The 26,024-nt window shown below is 37.3% G+C and carries 26 protein-coding genes, 1 pseudogene and 1 other annotated feature; of the genes and pseudogenes, 26 read left to right on the top strand and 1 reads right to left on the bottom strand.

Annotated features, from left to right (window positions below; all coding sequences use genetic code 11):
- Positions 1-16: 16 nt before the first annotated feature.
- Positions 17-373 (bottom strand): hypothetical protein, encoded by a 357-nt coding sequence (locus AC1PU0_RS11440; RefSeq protein WP_069655241.1) that lies wholly within the window; start codon positions 371-373, stop codon positions 17-19.
- Positions 374-523: 150 nt separating this feature from the next.
- Positions 524-783 (top strand) — a binding site (T-box leader).
- A gap of 144 nt (positions 784-927) precedes the next feature.
- Between AC1PU0_RS11440 and AC1PU0_RS11435 the strand changes: the two genes are divergently transcribed.
- The 26 genes and pseudogenes from AC1PU0_RS11435 to AC1PU0_RS11310 all read left to right on the top strand — a co-directional run bounded on the left by AC1PU0_RS11435 (position 928) and on the right by AC1PU0_RS11310 (position 26,015).
- A complete protein-coding gene (locus AC1PU0_RS11435; RefSeq protein WP_479998373.1) occupies positions 928-2,208 on the top strand; it encodes an O-acetylhomoserine aminocarboxypropyltransferase/cysteine synthase family protein in 1,281 nt (426 codons plus the stop codon).
- 680 nt (positions 2,209-2,888) lie between these two features.
- Entirely contained in the window at positions 2,889-4,412 is a 1,524-nt protein-coding gene (locus tag AC1PU0_RS11430) for a 2-isopropylmalate synthase (RefSeq protein ID WP_479998372.1), read from the top strand.
- The gene (leuB, locus tag AC1PU0_RS11425) at positions 4,412-5,458 is read left to right on the top strand and encodes a 3-isopropylmalate dehydrogenase (protein ID WP_479998370.1); all 1,047 of its coding nucleotides are present in this window, start codon (positions 4,412-4,414) and stop codon (positions 5,456-5,458) included. Before AC1PU0_RS11430 ends, leuB begins: the two co-directional genes overlap by 1 nt.
- A 1-nt stretch (position 5,459) precedes the next feature.
- Entirely contained in the window at positions 5,460-6,836 is a 1,377-nt protein-coding gene (leuC, locus tag AC1PU0_RS11420; RefSeq protein WP_206849980.1) for a 3-isopropylmalate dehydratase large subunit, read from the top strand.
- Entirely contained in the window at positions 6,836-7,423 is a 588-nt protein-coding gene (leuD, locus tag AC1PU0_RS11415; protein WP_069655246.1) for a 3-isopropylmalate dehydratase small subunit, read from the top strand. The genes leuC and leuD overlap by 1 nt, the downstream gene beginning before the upstream one ends.
- Positions 7,371-8,255, top strand: a complete 885-nt coding sequence (locus tag AC1PU0_RS11410) for a class I SAM-dependent methyltransferase (protein ID WP_479998369.1) — start codon at positions 7,371-7,373, stop codon at positions 8,253-8,255. The genes leuD and AC1PU0_RS11410 overlap by 53 nt, the downstream gene beginning before the upstream one ends.
- Before the next feature lie 551 nt (positions 8,256-8,806).
- Positions 8,807-9,934, top strand: coding sequence for a tyrosine-type recombinase/integrase (locus AC1PU0_RS11405; protein WP_479998367.1), 1,128 nt, complete (start codon positions 8,807-8,809; stop codon positions 9,932-9,934).
- Positions 9,935-10,281: 347 nt separating this feature from the next.
- Positions 10,282-11,010, top strand: coding sequence for a winged helix-turn-helix domain-containing protein (locus AC1PU0_RS11400; RefSeq protein ID WP_479998366.1), 729 nt, complete (start codon positions 10,282-10,284; stop codon positions 11,008-11,010).
- A gap of 52 nt (positions 11,011-11,062) precedes the next feature.
- Positions 11,063-15,097: a pectate lyase-like adhesive domain-containing protein gene (locus tag AC1PU0_RS11395; protein ID WP_479998364.1), complete on the top strand. Its 4,035-nt coding sequence runs from the start codon at positions 11,063-11,065 to the stop codon at positions 15,095-15,097.
- Positions 15,098-15,196: 99 nt separating this feature from the next.
- Positions 15,197-15,544, top strand: a complete 348-nt coding sequence (locus AC1PU0_RS11390; protein ID WP_069654709.1) for a hypothetical protein — start codon at positions 15,197-15,199, stop codon at positions 15,542-15,544.
- On the top strand, positions 15,541-16,347 hold the full coding sequence (locus tag AC1PU0_RS11385) for a WxL domain-containing protein (protein WP_479998361.1): 807 nt from the start codon (positions 15,541-15,543) through the stop codon (positions 16,345-16,347). The genes AC1PU0_RS11390 and AC1PU0_RS11385 overlap by 4 nt, the downstream gene beginning before the upstream one ends.
- A gap of 35 nt (positions 16,348-16,382) precedes the next feature.
- Positions 16,383-16,892, top strand: a complete 510-nt coding sequence (locus AC1PU0_RS11380; protein WP_479998359.1) for a WxL domain-containing protein — start codon at positions 16,383-16,385, stop codon at positions 16,890-16,892.
- Entirely contained in the window at positions 16,852-17,199 is a 348-nt protein-coding gene (locus AC1PU0_RS11375) for a WxL domain-containing protein (RefSeq protein ID WP_479998357.1), read from the top strand. The genes AC1PU0_RS11380 and AC1PU0_RS11375 overlap by 41 nt, the downstream gene beginning before the upstream one ends.
- A gap of 88 nt (positions 17,200-17,287) precedes the next feature.
- Positions 17,288-18,430 carry a WxLIP family cell surface protein gene (locus AC1PU0_RS11370; RefSeq protein ID WP_479998355.1) on the top strand — a complete coding sequence of 381 codons (1,143 nt, stop codon included), beginning with the start codon at positions 17,288-17,290 and terminating at the stop codon, positions 18,428-18,430.
- A gap of 22 nt (positions 18,431-18,452) precedes the next feature.
- Positions 18,453-19,121, top strand: a complete 669-nt coding sequence (locus AC1PU0_RS11365) for a hypothetical protein (RefSeq protein WP_206848107.1) — start codon at positions 18,453-18,455, stop codon at positions 19,119-19,121.
- Positions 19,122-19,140: 19 nt separating this feature from the next.
- The gene (lepB, locus tag AC1PU0_RS11360; protein WP_479998353.1) at positions 19,141-19,824 is read left to right on the top strand and encodes a signal peptidase I; all 684 of its coding nucleotides are present in this window, start codon (positions 19,141-19,143) and stop codon (positions 19,822-19,824) included.
- 275 nt (positions 19,825-20,099) lie between these two features.
- Positions 20,100-20,552 (top strand): DUF1310 family protein, encoded by a 453-nt coding sequence (locus tag AC1PU0_RS11355; protein WP_206848110.1) that lies wholly within the window; start codon positions 20,100-20,102, stop codon positions 20,550-20,552.
- A gap of 406 nt (positions 20,553-20,958) precedes the next feature.
- Positions 20,959-21,411 (top strand): DUF1310 family protein, encoded by a 453-nt coding sequence (locus AC1PU0_RS11350; RefSeq protein WP_206848112.1) that lies wholly within the window; start codon positions 20,959-20,961, stop codon positions 21,409-21,411.
- Complete coding sequence (locus tag AC1PU0_RS11345; RefSeq protein ID WP_242596457.1) at positions 21,404-21,784, top strand: hypothetical protein; 381 nt, start codon at positions 21,404-21,406, stop codon at positions 21,782-21,784. Before AC1PU0_RS11350 ends, AC1PU0_RS11345 begins: the two co-directional genes overlap by 8 nt.
- A gap of 28 nt (positions 21,785-21,812) precedes the next feature.
- A pseudogene (locus AC1PU0_RS11340) lies at positions 21,813-22,199 on the top strand (DUF1310 family protein); the annotation flags it as partial.
- A 421-nt stretch (positions 22,200-22,620) separates the two neighbouring features.
- Entirely contained in the window at positions 22,621-23,052 is a 432-nt protein-coding gene (locus AC1PU0_RS11335) for a DUF1310 family protein (RefSeq protein ID WP_479998351.1), read from the top strand.
- A gap of 10 nt (positions 23,053-23,062) precedes the next feature.
- A complete protein-coding gene (locus AC1PU0_RS11330) occupies positions 23,063-23,446 on the top strand; it encodes a hypothetical protein (protein WP_479998350.1) in 384 nt (127 codons plus the stop codon).
- A 23-nt stretch (positions 23,447-23,469) separates the two neighbouring features.
- Entirely contained in the window at positions 23,470-23,931 is a 462-nt protein-coding gene (locus tag AC1PU0_RS11325; RefSeq protein ID WP_206848118.1) for a DUF1310 family protein, read from the top strand.
- Positions 23,932-23,993: 62 nt separating this feature from the next.
- A complete protein-coding gene (locus AC1PU0_RS11320; RefSeq protein WP_206848120.1) occupies positions 23,994-24,251 on the top strand; it encodes a hypothetical protein in 258 nt (85 codons plus the stop codon).
- Between the two features lie 33 nt (positions 24,252-24,284).
- Positions 24,285-24,716 (top strand): DUF1310 family protein, encoded by a 432-nt coding sequence (locus tag AC1PU0_RS11315; RefSeq protein ID WP_111246980.1) that lies wholly within the window; start codon positions 24,285-24,287, stop codon positions 24,714-24,716.
- A gap of 12 nt (positions 24,717-24,728) precedes the next feature.
- Positions 24,729-26,015, top strand: a complete 1,287-nt coding sequence (locus AC1PU0_RS11310; RefSeq protein ID WP_479998348.1) for a hypothetical protein — start codon at positions 24,729-24,731, stop codon at positions 26,013-26,015.
- The last annotated feature ends 9 nt before the right edge of the window (positions 26,016-26,024 follow it).

Raw genomic sequence — 26,024 nt, 5'->3', positions numbered from 1 at the left:
CCTGTTGTCTACTCTATTATAAAACATTAAAATCATTCGTCAACTGCTCAAAAGAATCTTTCATAGCTGTCAACTTATTATAAAGTAGGATGCTGTCATCATCTTCAAGTAAAAAGACCTGTTTTAACTCAAAATAAAAATCTTCAAACGCCTTAAAAAAAGGTTGAACTTCAGATGCAGTTAACTCATCATTACTGAAATAAAATACACGTACACTATGGTAGTATGTGAAGACTTCATTGATATTCAAAAGAATACGTGTGTCTTCAGGACGTGGACGGCTTGTGACTAAATCGTATAAAGATGAGCTTTTTGTATGGATCTCAGATAAATAAGATAAGAGTAATTCCACTTTTTCATTACTTGCTGACATTAAATCGACCTCCAATTTCCTTAATTATAATAAAAAATAGTGAGAAAGAGAAATAGGACACTCAGTTGACAAGGGATAATTAGAAAAAAAGAAGAAAAAAGAAAAAACATTGACAATGAAATGAGAATACTCTAATATTAACGTCATAAATAAAACTCATTGAAAAGAAGAGTACACAAGCAGACATTGAAATTTAGCTGATTATGATGATTTTAGCTAGAATTAGAGAGCTTTCGTTTGGTGAAAGAAAGTAATGGACACTTGTCGAAAATGATCTTGGAGAGGAAAAGTCAGATTGATTTTTACGGCAGCTACCGTTAACAAGGCACCAAATCAAGAAGAAATTTAGCGTTTGGATCGAGATGGAGAATTTTTCCAATAAAGGTGGTACCGCGACAGTCGCCCTTTACTAGGTTACAACTAGTAGGGGCGACTTTTTTGGTTTCTTTTTAATGAGAATAAAAGAAAGAGGTGGTCATTATGCAAGAAGGTGACATGAGTATCAACGATGTAAAAAAACAAATCCAATAAAAATTGAAAAGGGATGAAGCATAATGACAAACACTAACTATCAATTCGAAACGATCCAAATCCATGGCGGCCACACGCCAGACAAAGAGACAAATGCTAGAGCGGTTCCTATTTACCAAACAACCTCTTATACGTTTGATGATACACAAGATGCAGCAGAAAAATTTGCGCTAGCTAAAGTTGGAAATATCTACACTCGTATTACGAATCCCACAACAGCAGTGTTGGAAGATCGTTTGAACGAATTAGAAGGAGGTGTCGGTGCAGTAGCAGTAGCTTCAGGGACTGCCGCTGTCACGTATGCGATTCAAAATCTTGCAAGTAGTGGTGATCATATTGTTTCAGCCTCCACATTGTATGGCGGAACGTTTAACTTATTTGCACATACATTACCAGAATTTGGCATCTCGACAACTTTTGTTGATCCAGACCAATTAACGAATTTTGAAGAAGCAATTCAAGAAAATACCAAAGCGATTTTTATCGAGACAATTGGGAATCCAAGCACGAATGTAGCAGATTTAGAAGCGATTGCAGAAATCGCACATAAACATAAGTTGCCATTAATCGTTGATAATACTTTTGCTACAGCGTATTTAAATCGTCCATTTGATTTCGGTGCTGACATAGTGGTTTATTCCGCCACAAAATTCATTGGCGGACATGGTGTTGCTTTAGGTGGAGTTATTATTGATTCAGGCAAGTTTAACTGGGCCAATGGAAAATTTCCCAAATTAGTTAACCCAGATCCGAGTTATCATGGACTATCCTATACAAAAGATATAGGAGCAGCTGCATATATCACTCGTCTGAGAGTTTCATTATTAAGAGATACAGGTGCAGCGATCTCCCCATTCAATAGTTTTTTATTGATTCTTGGGTTGGAAACTCTATCATTGCGATTAGACCGTCATGTTGAAAATGCGTTAGCGATTGCTGAATTTCTAGCTAAACATCCCAAAGTGGAATGGGTCAATTATCCAGGATTACCAAACAATAGCTATCATGAACTAGCAAAAAAATATTTACCTAAAGGCGTAGGATCAGTTTTTACTTTTGGCGTCAAAGGTGGCGCTGAGGCAGGGAAAAAGTTGATCAATCACGTACAATTATTTTCACTTTTAGCCAATGTCGGAGACGCAAAGTCATTGATCATTCATCCTGCTTCAACAACGCATTCGCAATTAAGTGAAGAAGAATTAAAAGCTTCTGGGACCTCTCCAGAATTGATTCGCTTATCGATTGGAATCGAAAATATTGACGATATTCTCACCGATTTAGAACAAGCGTTAAACCAATTATGATGGAGTGAATCAACGCTGAGAAGCTACTTTTTCTTAGCTTTGTTAAAAAAATTCTCATAAAACCATTGACTTTGTTTTAAAAGTTCGGTATCTTTAACACTATAGTTTGAATTATTCAAAAATTCTGACAATAAAGGATGTTGAAGAAGATGAACAAGCAGACAACGACAATTACATTCTTATTATTACTGAAGGACTCATCACACTGATTTCTAGAAACCAGCTGCAGCACAGCTTTTTCTTATCAGACGTTGAGAGTCCTGTTTTCGCATTGCATGAACGGGATGACAAGCATCCCATATCGTGGGGTGCTTTTTTGTTGCAAAACACAGCGACTGCTTGCAGAGCTGATGTTGCGCAATACTTGGCGAGCGAAGCGAGAGAAGTTTCATTCGTCTAAAACACAGCGACTGCTTGCAGAGCTGATGTTGCGCAATACTTGGCGAGCGAAACGAGAGAAGTTTCATTCGTCTAAAACACAGCGACTGCTTGCAGAGCTGATGTTGCGCAATACTTGGCGAGCGAAGCGAGAGAAGTTTCATTCGTCTAAAACACAGCGACTGCTTGCAGAGCTGATGTTGCACAATACTTGGCGAACGAAGCGAGAGAAGTTTCATTCGATTCACCTAACCTAAAAATGAAAAAAAACATTTACTCAATTCAGAAGGGATGTATGAAAAATGAAGACTATCCAATTTTTTGACACGACTCTAAGAGATGGCGAACAAACACCAGGTGTAAATTTCAACACCAAAGAAAAAGTTCAAATCGCCAAACAACTAGAAAAATGGGGCATCGATACGATCGAAGCAGGATTTCCAATCGCATCAGTTGGTGATTTTGAAGCAGTTAAAGCCATTGCAGAAAATGCTGAAAAAATGACCGTCGCAGGTTTGGCACGGTGCCAAAAAGCCGACATCGATCGCGCACATGAAGCGCTACAAAATGCCAAGCACCCACAAATCCATGTGTTTCTAGCAACAAGTCCTGTTCATATGGAATTTAAACTAAAAATGTCACCAGACGAAGTAATTGCTTCTATTAAAGAACACGTTAGCTACGCCAAAACAAAATTCGAAAAAGTCCAATTTTCACCAGAAGATGCAACTAGAACAGAAAAACAATTTCTACTAAAAGCCGTTCAAACAGCCATTGATGCAGGCGCGACAATCATTAATGTGCCTGATACAGTCGGTTATTCTAACCCTACAGAATACGGTGCACTATTTAAATTTTTGATTGAAAATATCCAAAGTGACGAAGAAATTATTTTTTCTTCTCATTGCCACGATGACCTAGGAATGGCGACGGCCAATGCCTTAGCAGCGATCGAAAATGGCGCTCGTCGAGTAGAAGGAACGATCAATGGCATCGGCGAACGAGCTGGCAATACTGCACTTGAAGAAGTAGCATTGGCGCTATACATCAGAAAAGATTTCTATGAAGCCCAAAGCAACATCACATTGAATGAAACCAAAAGAACCAGCGATCTCGTCAGTCGTCTATCGGGTGTTGCAGTACCAAGAAATAAAGCAATCATCGGAGCGAATGCCTATGCACACGAATCAGGGATCCATCAAGATGGCGTACTGAAAAATCCAGATACCTACGAAATCATCACACCATCACTTGTTGGGGTAAACGAAAACTCATTGCCACTAGGTAAACTTTCTGGTCGACATGCATTTGCGACTAAGATGGAAGCGCTAGGCTACCAATTAACAGAAGACGAATTAAAAGACGCCTTCAAACGCTTTAAATCATTAGCGGATAAAAAGAAACAAGTCACAGAAGACGATTTGATCGCGCTAATGGTTGGACAATCGCAAGAATGTAGCGAAGATTATCGCTTAGAACGAGTCCAATTACAATACGTTTCTGACGGCAGTCAAGGAGCGATCGTGTCCATCAATACAGGTGGAGACGAAAGTAAAACAGAATCAGCGATCGGTTCTGGTAGTATCCAAGCGATCTATAACTCAATCGATAAAATATTTGTTCAAAAACCAGAACTAAAAGAGTATTATATCAAAGCCATCACAGGCGGTGAAGATGCACAAGCAGAAGTGCATGTAACCTTAGCAGATACTGAAAACAACAAACAATTCAACGGCATCGGCATCGATTTTGATGTTTTACAAGCATCAGCGAAAGCTTATGTCAAAGCCAGTGAACAATTTCAAAAAGAAGTGGGGAAAGCCTAATGAGCAAACGAATTGCAGCATTGCCGGGTGACGGCATCGGAGCAGAAATCATGGATAGCGCACTAAAAATTTTAGCCGAAATCATGGTGCAAGATAATCTGGATTTTGATATTGAACGTTTTGCCTTTGGCGGCGCTGGTATTGATGAACAAGGTGATCCCTTACCAGCAGGAACCCTAAACGCTTGTGAAAAAGCTGATGCGATCTTACTAGGTGCCATTGGCGGTCCAAAATGGGACAATGCACCAAATCGACCTGAACAAGGTTTACTAGGTCTAAGAAAAGCCTTAGGACTTTTTGCCAATATTCGTCCAATTTCCGTACCTGATGCAGTCGTTCATTTATCTCCATTAAAAGAAGAAAACGTTCGAGGCGTTGATTTTGTAGTCGTTCGTGAACTAACAGGTGGCATCTACTTTGGCGAAAAAGAACTTGGGGAAACCGAAGCCTCAGACCTATGTACCTATTCAAAAGCTGAGATCCAACGTATTATTAGAAAAGCCTTTGAAATCGCTCGTACTAGAAACAAAAAAGTCACCTCTGTCGATAAAGCCAATGTACTAGCGACCAGCAAATTATGGCGTCAAACAGCCGAAGAAGTCGCACGAGAATTTCCAGATTGTACCTTAGAACATCAATTAGTCGATTCAGCGGCGATGGTCATGATCCAAAAGCCAAAAGCCTTTGACGTCATCGTCACAGAAAATCTATTCGGCGATATCTTAAGTGATGAAGCATCTGTGATTCCAGGCTCACTAGGGATGATGCCAAGCGCCAGTCATAGTGAATCTGGTCCCTCATTATACGAACCAATCCATGGTTCAGCACCAGATATTGCTAATCAAAATATCGCCAATCCAATGTCGATGATCTTGTCAGTAGCGATGATGTTACGTCAATCATTTGGCTTAGAAAATTCAGCAAAGAAAATCGAAGAGGCTTGCGATCGTGTCATGAATCAAGGAATCCTAACCACAGACCTAGGTGGTAAAGCGACAACAACAGACTTTACAGAAGCTATAATAACAGAATTGAGAGGTGCTTAATATGGGAAAAACTCTATTTGATAAACTTTGGGAACAACATGTGGTATCGGGCGTTGCCGGAGAACCACAACTACTATACGTCAATCTGCATCTGATCCACGAGGTCACTTCACCACAAGCCTTTGAAGGACTAAGAGAAGCAGGCCGAAAAGTCCGCCGACCAGATAGAACCTTTGGGACGATGGATCATAACGTACCAACACAAGATATTTTTAACATCACAGATTTGGTGGCAAAAAAACAAATCGAAGCCTTGCAAAAAAACTGTGAAGAATTCGGTGTAACGCTGTGTGATAATGGCAGTGACCGTCAGGGAATCGTGCACATGGTGGGACCCGAAACAGGATTGACACAACCAGGAAAAATCATTGTTTGCGGGGATTCCCATACGGCAACTCACGGCGCATTCGGAGCCTTGGCATTCGGTATTGGGACTAGTGAAGTAGAACATGTTTTTGCCACACAATGCATTTGGCAAAATAAGCCAAAATCAATGGGTGTTAAAATTACTGGAAAACTAGCCAAAGGCGTATATGCCAAAGATATTATTCTAGCCTTGATCGCAAAATATGGGGTTGATTTTGGTGTGGGACATGCGGTTGAATTTTACGGCGAAACGATTGAAAATCTAACGATGGAAGAACGCATGACCATCTGTAACATGGCCATCGAAGGCGGCGCAAAAATGGGGATGATGGCACCAGATGAAAAAACCTTTGAATACGTGCGTGGCAGAGAATATGCACCAGAAGATATGGAAGCGGCAATCGCTGATTGGAAAAAACTGCCAAGTGATCCAGACGCAACTTATGATGTGGATCTAGAATTAAACGCAGATGAACTGGTTCCCTTCATTACATGGGGCACGAATCCAGAAATGGGCATCCCAATCACAGGGACATTCCCAGAAATCAAAGACATGAACGACGAACGTGCCTATAACTACATGGATCTAAAACCAGGACAACGCCCATCAGATATCGAAATCGGCTACGTTTTTATCGGCTCATGTACCAATGGCCGACTATCCGATTTAGAAGAAGCGGCTCGTATCGTAAAAGGCAAAAAAGTCAAAGAAGGCATTACCGCAATCGTAGTACCAGGCTCAAGACCCGTTCGTAAAGCAGCAGAGAAAATCGGCTTGGATAAACTCTTCATTGAAGCAGGCTTTGAATGGCGTGAACCAGGCTGCTCTATGTGTCTAGGCATGAACCCAGACCAAGTACCAGCGGGTGTTCATTGCGCCTCAACCTCGAACCGAAACTTTGAAGGACGTCAAGGCAAAGGGGCAAGAACCCATCTTTGTAGCCCAGCAATGGCAGCAACAGCCGCAATCGAAGGAACATTTAGAGACATTAGAGAGGAGCTTGGTGCATAATGGAGGCATTTACACAACATACAGGAACTACGGTTCCACTAATGAACGACAATATCGATACCGATCAAATCATTCCAAAATCATTTCTAAAACGAATCGAAAAAACGGGCTTTGGCGAGTTTTTATTTGATGAATGGCGTTATTTGCCAGACCGTACACCAAATCCAGAATTTACCTTAAATGAACCACAATACAAAGACGCGACAATTCTGATTTCTGGTGATAACTTTGGTTCAGGTTCATCACGAGAGCATGCGGCTTGGGCATTGGATGATTATGGCTTTCGAGCAATTATTGCAGGAAGTTTCAGTGATATTTTTTATATGAATGCGACGAAAAATGGACTATTGCCAATTGTGTTGAAGCAAGAAGAATTGGATGCATTGGCTGGTCTTAAAGCAGATGAAATGATTACGATTGATTTACCTGCCCAACAAGTGGTGACCCCTAATGGAACGTATTCTTTTGAAATTGATAGCACTTGGAAGCACAAATTGGTGAATGGGTTAGATGATATTGCTATTAGTTTGACACATGATGCTGAAATTGCGGCTTATGAAGCGAAGATTCCGGCTTATTGGCAATAGTAAAATAGTAAATAGTAAGAATGCCGCATCGATAACGGTTTTCGTTGCGGCTTCTTTTCATTCGATCGTTAGGAGCGTGAACCCAATGGAATGGGATGCAAAAAAATATAATACGACACATGATTTTATTTTTAAATATGGTGCTGGATTGTTAGCGTTATTACCGAAAGAGCCTAAAAAAGTGTTGGATATTGGTTCTGGAACGGGAGCATTGACAAATCAAATTGCAGAACTCGGTCATAAAGTGACAGGGATCGATCAATCTGCAAATATGATCAATCAAGCAAAAGAAAGCTATCCTGATTTGAATTTTTTACAGGAAGATATCTTAAATCCCTCAGATCAAATTGGACTGTATGATATTGCTTTTTCAAATGCAGTGTTTCATTGGATCACTGATCAAGAGTTGTTAGTGAAAAATATCAGTGAGCATCTAAACGTAAATGGACAATTGATTTGTGAGTTTGGTGCAGTTGAGAATGTCCAGGCGATTAGAGAAGCTTTTGGTCGTGAGTTAAAAACGTTTGGCCAACCTTTCGAAGAGCCATTTTGCTTTACGTCGATTACGGATTATCGGACTTTACTTAAAAAGCATTGTTTTGAGGTTGTAGAAATTTTAGAATATGATCGTCCAACACCGCTTAAAGGTGGGAGAGCTGGTTTGAGAGAGTGGATGGAACAGTTTTATACTGATGAATTAGGTGCATTATCTGGGGATCAGAAAGAGAAGCTGCTTGAGAATATGGAGCGGGATTTGGCGCCTAGATTGTGGAAAGAGGATCATTGGGAAGCCGACTATCGAAGGTTGAAAATAAAAGCTGTGAAAATCTAGAGATAACTACAATACTACTAAGTAGAAAAAGAAATTGCCATAAATAGTATATGCTAATTTGAATCAAGATTTCGATCAGAAATACGATGATGTTGTCTCAAGATAGCATAAAAACGCTGCAGTTTTGACCGTAGATGTGATGGATTTGATAGAAATACAGAAGGGAACAAACGCACATCAAAAATAGGAAGCTTGGAAATAGTTATTTTCCAAACTTCCTATTTTTTTGCGGTTCATGTTTCTACACTTCGGGTTTTATGTGTGATTTTTGAAATATCTTGAAAGAATTAAGTTCAAGATATTTTTATTCTTTATTATATGTATTCAAAAGAGCGGAATTCATTACTTGTATTAGTATATTCTATTATTTTTAATTAGTCTAGTGTAAAAATATCTTTTTATTATCAAATTTTTCTGTTTTAAAAGAAAAAACTGATAATAATTAATTATTTTAGTGATTTATTACAGTTTAGAAAAGAGATATTTATAGGTATAATTCATTTTTAGCCGTCAAAAACCGTCAAACGTAAACTATTGAGGAGGAAAAAAATATGTCAAAAAGAGGCGAAAATATCTATAAAAGAAAGGATGGACGCTGGGAAGGTCGATATAGAAAAGGCCGAAATAAAGAGGGGAGAATTGTATACGGATATGTTTATGGAAAACAATATAATGAAACAAAAGAAAAATTATCAAAAAAAAATGCAGACTATTCTATATACGGAGAAGCAACTGTACAAGAAGAAATGATGGTAGATGAATGGTTACACTATTGGCTGAATATTTTAATGAAAAATAGAATCAAACCGTCTACTTATTCAAATTATAGAGGGCGAATCAAACGACACCTTTCTCCATTTTTTAAAAACAAGCAGTTATCCGAGCTAGAAACAGCTGATATTGACAGGTTTATTTACTCGTTATACCTATCAGAACTTTCTTCCAACAGTATTCGCAGCATTATAAGTATGCTAAGAAGTGCTCTAAAAAAAGCTGTAAATGATAACAAAATTGCAAAAAATCCATGCAGAGGAGTACGTTTACCCGCATTAACAAAAACGGAAATAAAAAGTTTAGATAGAAACCAACAGAAAAAATTGGAACAAATTGCTTTGTATAAAAAAGAGTGCTCTGCGGAAATTATAGCCTTGTATACAGGGATGAGAATTGGCGAAATCAGCGGATTAAAATGGGAAGACATTGATTTTATCAACAATAAAATTTTTGTAAAAAGAACAATTTCTAGAATACCTTCAGTAACTGAACCACACAAAACAGAGATCATCATGGGGAAACCCAAGTCCGTTAACGGAGAACGCGCAATCCCAATCTCTAAAAATCTAAAAAGATATTTAATGGAAAAAAAACAAAAGAGTACCAGTTTATTTGTCATTTCTTGTAAAAACAGTTTTACTGAACCGCGAATTATTAATTATCGTTTTAAAAAAATAGTAGAAGAATCAAAAATAGGCTCGGTTCATTTTCACGCATTGCGGCATACATTTGCTACTAGATGTGTTGAATCAGGAATTGATATTGCGACATTGAGTAAAATTTTAGGACATGCATCAACCAAAATGACACTTGATATTTATACGGATTCCTTGTGGGAAACTAGACGTTCCGCAATGATGGTAATTGATAAACAGCTAAATTACGATGAGAAGCTACCTTTATAATGGTAGCAGAGGCTGGGGCAGAAGCTTATTTCCGAAGGGATTGCTTCTGCTTCCACCGTTTATTCGTGTTTAGGGTGTGAAACAAAAGTGATGGTTGCTTTTGTCTCACATCCATTTTTTTTAGCCGTCAACGAAACCGTCAAATTATTTTAAGAAATGCACGATAATAGGCTAAATTAAAAGAATATCTTGAACTTAATTCTTTCAAGACAATCATTATTTCATTTTTACTAGTAGCGTGAAAAGTACAAATATCTACTCAAAACGACTTTAATAGTAGCTTACTTTCGACTGTACACTACGAAAAGCTTTTAGTTATGACATAAATTTAGTAGGAGGTACCTGTGATGTACACTATCGGTATTTTTCGAGATCCGTCTCAACCTGTATTGGATTATACCAAAGATTTTGCGAGCTTAGGTCATGAGATCACATTTTTAAAAGTAGGAGATGTAAGTTCAGAGCTAGGAAATGTAGACGCCGTTATTATTGAAGAATCAGTTGTAACAGATCTATCTTGTATTTGCAAAAATATCTTGGAATTAAGAATGAGATTAAATAAATTAATCTGGGTATTATTAATTGATAACAATGAAGAAGCAAAAACAAAAAAGAAAATATATTTACAACTGGGTGCAGATGGTGTCTCTACTCATGAAGAAGAATTTGCTTTGCAATTTTCAAATATCTTAAATCGAATTGAGAAAAAAGAATTCCCTACCAATGTGCAGACTGTATCATCGCCTGTACCACCACTAGAACTACTCCCTGAAAACCTAAGTGTTTTAAGGGAAGGAAAAGTCGAAATTAGCTTAACCAAATTAGAATTTAAAGTATTAGAACTACTTTTTAATAGGCACGATAAAGCATTAACCTATGAAGAAATATACCAACATATTTGGGCAAACGAAAGTGCGGAGAAAAAAGAGTATCGAGTAAGTAACATCATTTTCCATTTAAGAGGAAAAATTGAAGAAGATCCTACGACTCCGAAATTTATCAAAACGGTTCGAACGATTGGGTACAAATTGGCGTTAGATCAACAAGTAAACAACAGTAGTATGACTAACGCTTGAAGGAGGTGAAGAAACTAAGAACATTCTTTTAAACTAAGGGGCAGGAGGGGAAATGAATGAAATGATGAAAAAAAGAAAATTTCAATTAGTTGGAATGAGCATAGCCATTCTTTCGATCCTTATTTTAGCTATGTTTTCACAAATGTATTCTTCTTCAACTAAAATATTTGCCAAATCACCGATTTCGCTGACGGCTGTTGAAGATGAAATCTATACAAATGAATTCTTTCATTTAAAGATTTCCGATACAAGAGCAGAAAATGAACTGAAGCAGTCTGATGAAAGTAATTCGTCAACTAATTCCGGTGAACAGAAAAAAGAATGGCAAGTTCATCTACCTAAAGGGATACATTTTGACGAAGCAGAAGAAAGAGCCATGCTTTTGAAGGAAGACCCAAAAGCAGAATTCCCTGTTTTTAATTGGAATGAAGAAACACGGACGTTAACGATTACAGTAAAAAGTGATCAATCTTCCCTGGAATTAGCATTATTAGCAGACAAAAGTGGCGATTATTCACTGCAATTGTCTGATGAAGCAGGTAGCTTTACACAACAAGAGCTAAAACTTTCGGTAAAAGAATCAAAAAAGGCTACAGACAGTAGCCAAGATCTCGTTCAACCGAGGGCATTAAGCACTAGAGCTGCTGGTACAGCAGAAGTGACTGATTGGCAAAGTTTTGTTGAAGCAATCGCCGATAACACAGTGAATACCATTTCATTACAAAATGATATTACACTGTCTGGGACGTTGAACAACTATAAGGATCTATTTAGTGTTAGTTCAGTTTATCTAGCCAGTGCGCAGAACGTCTATTTGTATATCAATAAAAATGCGACTGCACGCTCCCTGACAATTGATGGAAATGGACATAACTTTAATTTTGGTAACCTAGCGATCGGTTTTCTGGACCAATCAAGCTATGTATCAGGAAGTTCTGGAACCATTTTTGGCTATTGGGATTTAAAATTCCAAAACATTAACATGAGTTCCTCAAACTATTCTGGACCATTCTATATTTCATCGTATACGGCGACTGAAAGTGCCACGAATGGATTAACGGGAACAAATCGAAGCAATGCGAATATTTCTTATGATACTGCTTCGGCTACCAATACGAGAAATGTTACAGACTTTTTAGGGTACACGATTGGTCTAAATGACCCATGGGTAACGAATGTGGAACTGTTAAATGATATCTATACAAATGCCCCAACCTATTCGTCTAGTTATTTTATTTATAGTCCGTATTTACGTTACTCTCAAAATGTGACCACAGCGACATCGATTGGAATTGCTTCAGGTGGTGAGTCCCATATGTATTTCCAATTACAAGGAAATGCACGGACGGTTAAAGTCAACGGGAACAATTACACATTAGATTTTGGTTCGCTTTGTTTTTCGTTCCAAGCCTATAATAATTACGGTTCAAAAGCATGGGATATCCAATTTAGTAATATGACGGTTTATCATGGTAACTACTGGGGTGCGATGATTTTTAACAATGGTGCCAATGGCGGAAAAATGACCATGGATAATTACACTGGGTATGGAACACAGTTTTTAGAATCACAACAAACCACGTTAACACTAAAAAATAAAGTTCATTTGGAGCAACAACGTACGTGGACTTCTGTAAAGAAAGACGGCACAACGATTCGTACGTGGAATGTAAATAACTATCAACAAGGAAGCTTAGCGATTTCTACAGCTGTTGTAGAAGATAATGCTGATGTTTATATTTCTTCTCTAGGTTCCAACGTACTGTATATGCCATCAGGCAGCTTTGCCATCGGTAAAAATGTCAAGCTTAAACTGGAACGTGGCGATCAAACAACTGCAGCCGAATACTACAATACCAACTTGAACATTTCAGGCGGATCATTATCTGTAGGCGAAGGTTCCACCGTTGATATCTTAAATCATCATGCGACATTTGGTGGTGCGGTCTACCTAGGATCAGCTTCATCTGAATTAAATATTGGGAAAGATGCGACGGTAAATATTCAAACAGATGCTTATTCTGGAACGGGGAACAACAATATAAACTATAACCCAATCTATATGAATGGCGGGTCGATCAACGTTTCAGGGAATTTAAATGTGAAGGGTGTAAACATGGGCGCCAGTACAACTGATTTATTCTATGTTGCAAATAACTCCACCTTTATCGTCCAACCGAATGCTTCGTTTGATATTCAAAGCGATAGCACATCGATCACGCAATATTTATTGCGAATGGGTGGAGCGTCATCAACTTTTAAATTCTCAGATGCTAAACGAGTGAATCTTCAAAAAAATAGCGCATTAACTAGCGGTACATCTACCAATAATGGGTTGATTTGGTCTCAAGGAAACTTGGATGTGTCGGTTCAAAATGTCTTCCAATGGTCATTGAATAATGTGGCTGGTGGGGCTGATGGTGATAATGGGTACACATATGAGTACATTCCGATGAGTAATATGCGATTAGCTTATGGAAGTGGCTTTAATCCTACAATCACAGCATCTAATGCGATGACAAATGAAACGTTAACTAGATTTAACGCGAATTTTACAACGAGAGGACAACAACGAGTTCTCTTTACCCGAGTGCCAGATCCAAATATTGCGATTCATAGCATTGCAACTGATAATCGTGGCAATAATAGTTCGACCACTGTGTCTGGCTATGCTATTCCAAATGCCTATGTCCGCATTTGGGATGTACCAGTCAATAACTCGATCACGGCAGCCTTTGATCCATCAACTGACAGTATAAAATCACCTGTAGAAGATACGTCTACTCCAGCTGAATACCGTGCGAATTTTACAACGAAATCAGATGCGGCAGGGAATTGGTCCGTAACCGTACCAGCAGGGCATTATTTTACCGCTGGAAGTGTCATTCATGCCTACGGATTTGCGAATCTAAAAGCTGAAGAAGTGACACAAACAGTCTTGGATAAAACACCACCTACAGCTTCACCGGTGACCTATTACATGACAAAAGGGGATACGTTACCTGCACCAAAAGACATGGTGAAAGACGTTAGTGATACAAGTCCAGTCAATACTGGTTTTGATTATGCCTATACGGATCCTACTACGGCAGAAACAGCAGCGAATACGCCAGGAACACACACGGTACAGATCAATGTATCTGATAAGGCAGTTGATGCTGATGGAAATCCAGCGCCGAATACCAAAGTTGTTGAGTCAACATTAGTTGTCTATGACCAGGCTTCAGGTGTTTCAGGCTCTGATTTTGAGGCATCTTATGTAGATATTCGAAATCTATCAGAAACAGAATTAAAGAATTATATCCTGCAACAGAGCAAGCCAGAAGCCTATAAACTAGCAAATGGAACCAAAACAGACCTGACTCAATTTGTAACAGTAACGGACTTTGGTGGCTTAAATAATGTGAGCGAACTTCAACCAAAAGCATATCCTGTGACATTAACAGTAAAAGCAGCTGATTCAGGATTGCCTACAGACATTACAACGACGATTCAAGTGACAGTAGTTGATGTTGATGCCGTATTATCGGTTGAATTCTTGAATGAAGCAAATCAAGTTTTATCTGGCTATACCGTTAAATTAAATACGCAAGTCGGGGACACGATTGACTTAACAAAAGAAGAGAGTGTCACCACACAACTTACGAATGTCACGAAAGCCGGGTATGATATTGCCGAACGACCAGCTAATGAAACAGCGGTGAAAATAAATAATACTGCACTAACCGTTCAATACAAAGTGCAAGGCGTATTGAGTTTGACCTCAGTACCAAGTGCGTTAGACTTTGGCTCACTAGCGTATAATGCAACAACGAAACGAGTAGAAGACCCAGAAATTGATCAACAATTAGTGGTCACGGATACTCGGGCAGATGCCAAAAACGGTTGGAACTTAACGGCTACATTGACAACACCGATGAAAAACGATAGCGGTCAAGAATTAGTCAATGCTCTGCGTTATGTTACGAGCGGTAAGGAAACAATTTTAACTAATAATGCGCAAGTCGTTTACACCAATAGTAAAGGCACAGCAGGTAGTTTTGATGTCAGTGACAGTTGGGGAAAGCAGCAAATACTGACGGGATAAAATTACAAATTAATTCATCTGATACCGTTTATACAGGAGATTATGTTGGCGTAATTACGTGGAAAGTCATGGCTGGACAACCATAAAGGAGAGTGGAAAATGAAACATAAAACAATAACATTAATCGTCTGCTCTCTGGTTGTATTGATTGGCATGTTTAGTTACTCAAACAGTTCAAGTGCGAATGAAGGAACAGGTGGGCAAGTCAATCGAGGCGGTAAGATTTCATTTTACGAAGAATCGACAGAACCATCTGATTCCTCTACCAGTACTGAACCAAGTTCATCCACAACGACAACTCCGAGTACAACAGTGAAACCAGCTGGAAAAACACTTCCTAGTATGGGGGAGCTGCTAAAAAATTACGGTATTTTCGGCATAGGTATTCTATTCCTATTGCTATTGCTTCTCTTTTTACGAAAACGTAGAAAGGGGGAGCAAAAATGAAGTTAAAACAAGTCGGTATCTGGTCGTTATCAATCGCCAGTTTGTTTCTAGCCATTGAATCAGGCATCATTGCACAAGCTGCCCCTGAGACGCTTGATCAATCAGGTTCAGTCAGCATCAAAGGAAGCGTGGTAACCAATCCTGTTGACCCTGAAAATCCAGAGAATATTGTTGATCCGGGGGAGAGCCCTTCAACTGAAGGGTCACTTCGTATTGATTACGTTTCTGCTCTTGATTTTGGTGAAAGCAAGATTTCTAAAAATGGACGTGACTATCACGCTCTTGCGCAACAGTTCTTTGGTGAAATTGGTCCTAGAGGGAGCTACATTCAAATTACCGATCAACAAGCAGAATCGTCCGGTTGGACCCTACAAGTCAAACAAAACTATCAGTTTACGAATCCTATTATTCAAGAAACGAATGAGCAGGATTTAAAAGGTGCGGTTCTTTCACTAGATAAAGGCTGGGCAAATTCCAGCGGTACGAGTGAAGCGCCTACCGTGATGCGAGAAACGATTGCCTTAAATTCGATTGGTTCAGCCTATGAAGTCGCAACTGCTAGAGCAGGCAGCGGTAAAGGTGTTTGGACTATTGCATTTGGCGCATCAGATACCAATTCTAGCAAGCAACCTGCAACACTGACACCCGTAGTAGATCAAGCGGGAAAACCAGTGATAGACAGTCATTATAGTAAACCAGTGTATAGCAATTCAGCGATCACACTAAGCATACCGGAAACAACAAAAATTCATCCGGTAGAATACCAAACGGAGATAACTTGGATTTTAGCCAAGTTGCCTTAATAAATAACACACAAACAATTAGGAGGAATAGCAATATGAAAGCAAAAAGTCTTTGTGCATCAACATTAGTAGCAATTTTAGGAGTAACAGTTCTAGGAGCGGCAACACCTGCATTTGCAGCACCAACTGAATTAACGTCAGAAGGTACAGTAAAAGTGACAGAAGGAACTGCCGGTGGTGGCGAATCTGAAACAGTCGATCCAGAAAATCCTGGTGAAGTTTTACCAACGCCAGATCCAGAATCTCCAGATGAAAACACAAACACAGAACAAGGGTCATTAGTTATTGAAAAAACGACTGATTTGGATTTTGGTTCTGTTAAAACATCTGCCAACACTGTAACAAGCTATGCAAAACCAATGACATTTAACGGTGGAACAACAAAACGTGGTGCTTATGTACAATGGGCTGACGTTCGTGCCGGAGGCGTTTTCGGATATACAATCACAGCACAATTAACCAAACAATTCACATCAGGAACAAACGTATTATCTGGTTCAACAATTGACTTCAGCAACGGACTTGCTGCAAGCGCAAGGAGATAACACAAATGCTGTCCCTTCAAACGTTCAAACTGGTTTCCAATTAACAGAAGCGGCGAACGATGCAAAAACAGTCGTTGTAGCTGATAAAGATAAAAAAGAAGGAAAAGGCCGTCACGTCTTAGAATTTGGTCAAAGTTCAACATCACAAAACGGAACACCAGGAACAGATGCAGAATCTGTAAAATTAACAATTCCTGCAGCAACTGCTTCAAACATGGCTGTAGCGGATTACACTGCTACTGTAACTTGGAAAATTACTGCTGCACCTACTGCAGAAGAAACACCAGAAGAAACGCCAGAAGCATAAGCAAGATCTTCGATTTTTGCAGAGGAACGAGTTTAACTTGTTCCTCTGTGTACATAGAAAATATACTTTAGAATAAACGAGGTTAGTTATGAAATCACATATAGGATCTATAAAACAATGGGTAAGTATTTTTTTGAGTATCGTGGTTATTGGGCTCTTCTTTTTAAAAGCAGTTCCTAGTTATTCCGCTGATAAAAATCCAGCAGGTGTTACAGGGTTTACGTACAGTATTACGTTTCCAGATAATCAAGTAAAAAAAGATTTAGGCTACTTTAAATTAAAAATGGACCCAGGTAAAAATCAACAGATTTCTATCACATTAAGCAATCCTGGTACTGAAAAAGTGACAATCGATGTTAAATTGAATGGGGCAAAGACGAACCAAAACGGTGTGATTGAATACGGTGAATCAACAATTAAAAACGATCCATCCGTACAATTTGATTTTACCGATATTGTCACTGGACCAGAATCAGTTGAGCTAGCACCAGGAGAAACCAAGAATCTTGATTTGACCATTCAAATGCCAGAAACAAGTTATGATGGAGTGATTGCTGGTGGTATCCAGTTGATGAGAGCAGATCAAAATGGCACCTCTTCTAATGAAGGCGGCTCAAAAATCATTAACCAATATGCCTATGTGATTGGTGTTGTACTACAAGAATCAGAAAAAGCTATTGCACCAGATTTAAAATTGAACAGTGTGAAAGCTGGCCAAAGCAATTATCGCAATGCTATTTTTGTGAATTACTCTAATGTGATGGCAGCGTATTTAGATAATATGACTGTTGAAGTTCAAATTACAGAGAAAGGGAAAGAGACTGTTCTATATGAACGCAAACAAACCGCAATGAGAATGGCACCAAATTCCTTTATTGACTTTCCTGTCAGTATGAACGGTGAGCGGATGGTTGCAGGAGATTATGTAGCAAACATTCTCGTGACCTCTGGCGATAAAAAATGGAAATGGACTAAAGACTTCAACATTTCAGATAAAGATGCGAACAAATTCAACGAGCGAGATGTAGGTTTAGTGCAAGAAAAAGGGCTGGACTGGAAATTGATCGCCCTAATCGTTGTTGGTATTTTAGCCTTAATTATCCTAATTTTCGTCATTATTCGCATACGTAATAAGAAAAAACAAGAAAAAGAATTAGCCTTAAAAAAAGAACGTAAAAAGAAGAAACAACAAGGGTCATCTAATGGAAAAAGCAGTAAGAAAAAGGATTAGGAAAGTATAGGAGCTGTAGTGTATGTCTGTTTTAGATTGGATTTTCATCATAGGGATAGCACTGTCAATTGTTGCGCTCCTAGGGTCAGGCTATTTTTTAGTACAGTTTTTTCATAAACGTAGACTACTAAAAAAACTTCCAAATAAGAAATTTAAAAATAAAAAGAAAAATAGAAAAATCGCACGAAAAAAACGACAGTTGATAAACCAGAAAAAAAAGAGCATACGCTTATTTTGGGTAATGTCATTTGTGACAGTTGTTTTAGCTGGTGGCATCTCGTATCTTTCTTACTACCAGTCGATGAATCTCACAACAGGAGATTCAGATTCTGTTGTGAAAGGCTATTACCTACTGCGAGACTTTGAAGACCAACTGATTGTGGCACGGGATAAAAGCGACGACGAAGAAAAATTGCAAAAAAATATTCGTTACTTAGCGACCTCTATGGCAAGCTACGGAACAAAAAAAGCAAGTGACATCAATTCCGAAGAAGGACAAATCACCTTGAATCGTTATTATAATTCGATCAAACAATTAGGAATGAATGCAAGTACACAAACAAAAAACTTTTTCGGAAACCAAGCGTTAGTGGACAGTTTTTTAGCAGACATCAAGAAAGCACAAGACTATGAAAAACAAACATTTGATTATTACAAAGTGAATGAATCCGCCTTTAAAGAAGAAAAGTAATCTGAGTGAGTGATTTCTTATGGAGAAAAAACCAAAGCACACAATCAAACAGAAAAAAAAGCCAACAACCAAACGAAAAAAACGTCCTTCCCAAAATGGACCTGTAAAAAACACGAAAAAGAAAAAAAGACCAAACCTTAATAAAAAGTCTAAACGAAAAAAACAACGTGTTAGAAGCTATCTTAAAGAACTGATCATGGCCATAAGTTTGGGTGTCGTGTTAATGCTTTTCATCACTTCCTTTTTCCTGACCATCGCGACGGTCCGTGGTTTTAGCATGATTCCGACGTTACGCGAAAAAGATCAAGTACTTGTTCAAAAAACAACGAACCTCAAACGCTTTGATTTAGTTGCCTTTAAAAGTGGCAATGGGAACACGCAAATTAGACGAATCATTGGTCTGCCAGAAGAAAAAATTGCGTACACGAACGATACACTTTTCGTGAATGACCAGCCAGTAGACGAAAAATTTATTATGGATGAAATCAATGAAAGCCAACGCAACGGTAAAAATTATACAGAAGATTTCACGAATCGAACGTTGACCTCTGCTGTTGCGATTCCTGAGGGATACTACTTAGTTTTAGGCGATAATCGACCGTATGCGACCGATAGTCGGCATTATGGTTTGATTGCAAAAGAGAATGTGATTGGGAAAGTGACGATGCAACTTTTGCCATTTGGTGAGATGAAGAGTTTTTAGAGTGAGGATATAGAATGTTTTAGGATGGAGATGTTCCATCCTTTTTTTTGTACAATTTTATCATTTTGAAGTGAATAACCTAACTGCGTTGTATCAAGGCACTACAATTCCAGAGAAAATAGGCAGTCAAGTTGGAGAAGTGAAGCGGGATTGGTGGGATAACAATAAGCCAATCATACGTAACAGCGAGAAAAATTAATCCCCTATTTGATCCGTCAACCAAATGATAAGTATGTTATAGTTTACTTAATAAGAATAATTTTGAGGTGTCTTAGATGAAAAAGGATAAAAAAGAGAAGGAACGAGCACTCTCTGAGGTAAAAAAAATCAAAACAAGGACGCTTTATTCTATTTTAGGAATATGTTTAGTGATTGTGATAGGAATAGGAGGAAAAGTCTATATGGATAACAAACGATTCAATGACGAAATGGTCAATGTGGTGAAGAGTGGTCAGGCAAAACAAGTTTATGAAAAAACATTAAAAAATGCAGATTCAAAAGCTTTAACTTCAGAAGGAATAATTAAATCATATAAAGTAGATTATGATAGCGTGGAACATAATCCTATGGGAGGAATAATGCTTAAATTGATTATCAATGATGATAATCAAATGTATATTCGAGTGACTTTAGATCAAGAAGAAAATGGGAGATTAACTAATAGTTCTGGTGGAGGATCACTGCCCTTGGAAGATATGTTAGAGAAAGGGAATATGAATAATGACTAATTACTCAGATTAGCAACGACTTGATATTGCTAAAAATGAATATAACGACTATAAAGAAGGCGAACCTGTATACATTGAAGATAGAAATACAAAAATAGACTATGTACAAAAAGTAGTAAATGATAAAAAAACAGGAGAACAAGCTTTTATCATTACAGATGGCAATCCCAAAGTACAAAAACCGTCTGAAGTGAATAACGTAACGGTGCTGTATCAAGGCTCTACAAGTCCAGAGCAAATAGGCAGTCAAGCTGGAGAAGTGAAGAGGGGTTGTTGGGACAACAACAAACAAATATTAAATAATATTGAGAAAAGTTTTAAGAAACTTAATACTCTATTTGATCCGTCAGAACAAATTGCAAGTATGTTATAGATTACTTAATAAAATAATTTTGAGGTGTCTTAGATGAAAAATGATAAAAAAGAGAAGGAACGAGCTCTCTCTGAGGCGAAAAAAATCAAAATAAGGACGTTTTATTCTATTTTAGGAATATGTTTAGTGATTGTGATAGGAATAGGAGGAAAAGTGTATATGGATAACAAACGATTCAATGGTGAAATGGTGAGTGTAGTAAAGAGTGGTCAAGCAAAACATATAATTGAAGAAGGATTGAAAAATATAGATTCTAATGCGTTGACACCAGAGGGAGTTATAAAGTCATACGATATAGATTATGAAAGTATTGAACATAATCCTATGGGGGGAATTAATGGTAAATTGTATATAAATAATACAAAAAATTTATATGCTACGTTCATTTTAGATGTTGATTCTGAAGGTAATTTAAATAGAAATCATGGAATTTCAAGTTATTCATCTGAATTAGATAATATGTTAAAGAAGAAAAATAATGGGTAAAGCATATACAGATGATGAACGTGTTCAAATAACAAAAAAAGAGTATGATAATTTGAATGAGAATGATCCAGTTACCATTAATAACGGAGAAAAAATAGGCTATGTATCAAAAGTAGTAAATGATAAAAAAACAGGAGAACAAGCTTTTATCATTACAGATGGCAATCCCAAAGTACAAAAACCGTCTGAAGTGAATAACGTAACAGTGCTGTATCAAGGCTCTACAAGTCCAGAGAAAATAGGCAGTCAAGCTGGAGAAGTGAAGAGGGGTTGGTGGGACAACAACAAACAAATATTAAATAATATTGAGAAAAGTTATAAGAAACCGAATACTATGTTCGATCCGACCAAACAAATTACAAGTATATTATAGTTTATTTATTAATGATGAGGTGTAAGGGATGACTAAAAGAAAATTTATAGTGACAGGAGTAGGAATAGTTTTAGTTATTATTCTAGGTATCGGAGGGAAAGTGTATATGGATAACAAACGATTCAATGATGAAATGGTAAACGTGGTAAAAAGCGGTCAAGCAAAAAGGGAGATAGAAATAGGGTTAAAAAACTTGGATTCAAAAGCTTTAACGCCAGAGGGAATTATCAAATCTTATGAAATAGATTATGAGAGTATAGAACACAATCCTATGGGAGGAATTATGTTTGACGTAATTATAAATGATGATGAAAAACTTAGAGTGTATAATCTTTTAAATAAAAATACAGAAGATGGCACTTTAGAAAATTCTGGTGGTGGAAATACAGCGGAATTAGAAGAGTTGTTAAAAAAGGAGGGAATTAGTATGGGATATTCTGATAAAGAAAATATCGATATAGCGCAAATGGAGTATCGTTCATATAAAGAGGGCGACCCAGTTAAAATAAATAATAATGGTACTACAATAGGCTATGTATCAAAAGTAGTGAACGATAAAAAAACAGGGGAACAAGCTTTTATCATTACAGACGGAGATCCGAAAGTACAAAAACCGTCTGAAGTGAATAACGTAACGGTGCTGTATCAAGGCTCTACAAGTCCAGAGCAAATAGGCAGTCAAGCTGGAGAAGTGAAGCGGGATTGGTGGGACAACAACAAACAAATTTTAAATAATATTGAGAAAAGTTTTAAGAGCCCAATACTATACTTGTTCTGCCAAACAAATGACAAGTATGTTATAGATTACTTAATAAAATAATTTTGAGGTGTCTTAGATGAAAAAGGATAAAAAAGAGAAGGAACGAGCACTCTCTGAGGTAAAAAAAATCAAAACAAGGACGTTTTATTCTATTTTAGGAATATGTTTAGTGATTGTGATAGGAATAGGAGGAAAAGTGTATATGGATAACAAGAGGTTTCATGATGAAATGGTGAATGTGGTGAAGAGTACTCAAGCAAAACAAATAATTGAAGATGAGTTAAAAGGATTAGATCCGAGAGCATTAACACCTGAAGGAAAAATTAAAGTCTATGAAATTAATTATAAAAGTATTGAGCATAATCTTATGGGTGGAATAATGTTTGAAATAATTATTAATAAAGATGAAGAGTTAACATTAGGTTTAAATATAGGTAAATCTTCTGGCAAATTAAAAAGTGGAGTAGTGATTTTATCAGAAAAATTAAGTGACGATTTCGATAATTGAGGAGGATAATATGACGAATTTTACAGATGAACAAAGAGTAGAAATTTCAAAGGCTGAATATAATGATTTGAAAACTAATAAAAAAGTAAAAATTAATGGTGGAACAATAGGCTATGTATCAAAAGTAGTGAATGATAAAAAAACAGGGGAACAGGCTTTTATCGTCACTGACGGCAATCCGAAAGTACAAAAACCGTCTGAAGTGAATAACGTAACGGTGCTGTATCAAGGTTCTACAAGCCCAGAGAAAATAGGCAGTCAAGCTGGAGAAGTGAAGCGTGATTGGGGGAACAACAAACAAATCTTAAATAATATCGAGAAAAGTTATAAAAAAACCGAATACTATATTCGATCCGACCAAACAAATGACAAGTATGTTATAGTTTACTTATGAAAAATGATTTTGAGGTGTTTTAGATGAAAAAGGATAAAAAAGAGAAGGAACGAGCACTCTCTGAGGTAAAAAAAATCAAAACAAGGACGTTTTATTCTATTTTAGGAATATGTTTAGTGATTGTTATTGTAATAGGAAGAAAAGTACATATGGATAACAAGAGGTTTCATGATGAAATGATGAATGTGGTGAATAGTGGTCAGGCAAAAAAAGTTTTTGAAGAAGGGTTAAAAAATTTAGATTCGAAAGCATTAACAACAGATGGAATCATTCAATCTTACGAAGTGGATTATAATAGCATTGAACATAATCCGATAGGTGGTATTATGAATAAACTTATTATTAATAAAAATGAAAAGCTCTATGTACGTGTTACTTTGTCAAAGAATTCTAATAACGAATTAGAAGAAAGCGGTGGTGGAGTATCTGGAGATTTAAGAGAAATATTAGACAAGGAGATTAAGGTCGATGGTGAAGACAGATAAAGAAAATGTTGAACTCGCTAAACAAGAGTATGACCAATATGAAGTTGGAGATACTGTTACTATTGGAAAAGGGGACAGTAAAAAACGATAGGCTATATATAACAGATGGCAATCCAAAAGTCCAAAAACAGTCTGAAGTGAATAACGTAACGGTGCTGTATCAAGGCTCTACAAGTCCAGAGAAAATAGGCAGTCAAGCTGGAGAACTGAAGCGGAATTGGTGGGACAAAAACAAGCAAATCATAAATAATATTGAGAAAAGTTTTAAGAAACTTAATACTCTATTTGATCCGTCAGAACAAATTGCAAGTATGTTATAGATTACTTAATAAAATAATTTTGAGGTGTCTTAGATGAAAAATGATAAAAAGGAGAATGAACACGCGCTCTCTGAGGTAAAAAAAATCAAAACAAGGACGCTTTATTCGATTTTAGGAATATTTTTATTGATTGCTATAGGCATAGGAGGAAAAGTGTATATGGACAACAAACGATTCAATGATGAAATGATAAATGTAGTAAAGAGTGGTCAAGCAAAAAAGGAAATAGAAATAGGGTTAAAAAACTTGGATTCAAAAGCTTTAACATCAGAGGGAATAATCAAATCATATAAAATAGATTATGAAAGTATAGAACACAATCCTATGGGATCTATTATGTTTGATGTGATTATTAATAATGATAAAGAGTTATTAGTTAGTTATTATTTGAATAAACGAACAGGCATACTGAAAAATGGTGGATTGGATTTATCGGAACAATTAAGTGATATGTTAGGAAATTAAGGAGGGGCAAATATGCCTAATTTTACAGATGAACAAAGAGTAGAAATTGCAGAACGAGAGTATAAAGATTTAAAAGTTAATACGAAAGTAACTATCGATGATGGAAAAACAACAATAGGCTATGTATCAAAAGTAGTGAACGATAAAAAAACAGGAGAACAAGCTTTTATTATCACTGACGGCAATCCCAAAATACAAAAACCGTCTGAAGTGAATAACGTAACGGTGCTGTATCAAGGCTCTACAAGTCCAGAGCAAATAGGCAGTCAAGCTGGAGAAGTGAAGCGGGATTGGTGGGACAACAACAAGCAAATCTTAAATAATATCGAGAAAAGTTATAAAAAACCGAATACTATATTCGATCCGACCAAACAAATGAAATCTTCTGCTAAAACGTTAAATAATGCGATGGACAAATATTCCAATGCTCGCTTTGATGTATATGGTCATTCTCAAGCTTCTTCAAATGCCCAGTATGCTTTAGGCGCATTGGATTCACAAGAGAAGTTAGACCGAGTGAATGGTGCCTTTCTTTATCAAGGGCCGAATGCGTATTGTATGATGACAGAAAAGCAACGAAAACGAGTAGCTCAGTTAAAAGACCGTATCTTTAATTTCGTAGATGAAAAAGATATTGTGCCTATTGGCTATAGACATACAGATTGGAACATTAAATTGTCACATGTAGGAATGCTTATTTTTATTGATTCAAAGAAAAAAGGAATGATTGACCAACATATGTGGGGTGGGTATCAGTTTAAGAACGGAAATCTACAAGTAACGAAGGAATCGTTAGTACAATTCCAACAAGCCAAACATGCGTATAATCTGTTGATTATGCGTGAGCAAGTGAAGAACTTAGAACAATTAAAGAAGAAATTCACGGCAAGTGGTGGGGGGCTGTCGTCTGGTGAACAAATTTATTTAGATGATAGTCAAGCCTTAGCGGTTGTGAGCCATGCTTCCTCAGAATTTAAAACCGCGATGTTATCAGTTGTGATCGTGTATCAAACAGGCATACAAAACGCAGAAAAATTATGGACAGAAACGTTAACAGATGCTCGATCGATTGGGACTGATTTATCTGAAGGAGAAATCAAATCTGCCCTAGCAGAAGGTGGTTGTACAGAACAAAGGATTGTGACAGAACCCGTGAATGAGTACAAAGAAAAAATAAATAAAGCCAAAAAAATGGATGAAAAATTCAATCAATTAGCAAAAGAAATAAGAGGTAAGATGACCGAATTAGTACAACGGGACCAAGAATTAGCAAAACAATTAAAAGGACTTGTGTCGTAAATAATAGGA

It is taken from the genome of Enterococcus sp. XAF26B05_ASV22 (assembly GCF_056727285.1).
This window is presented reverse-complemented; position numbering and strand designations above follow the sequence as displayed.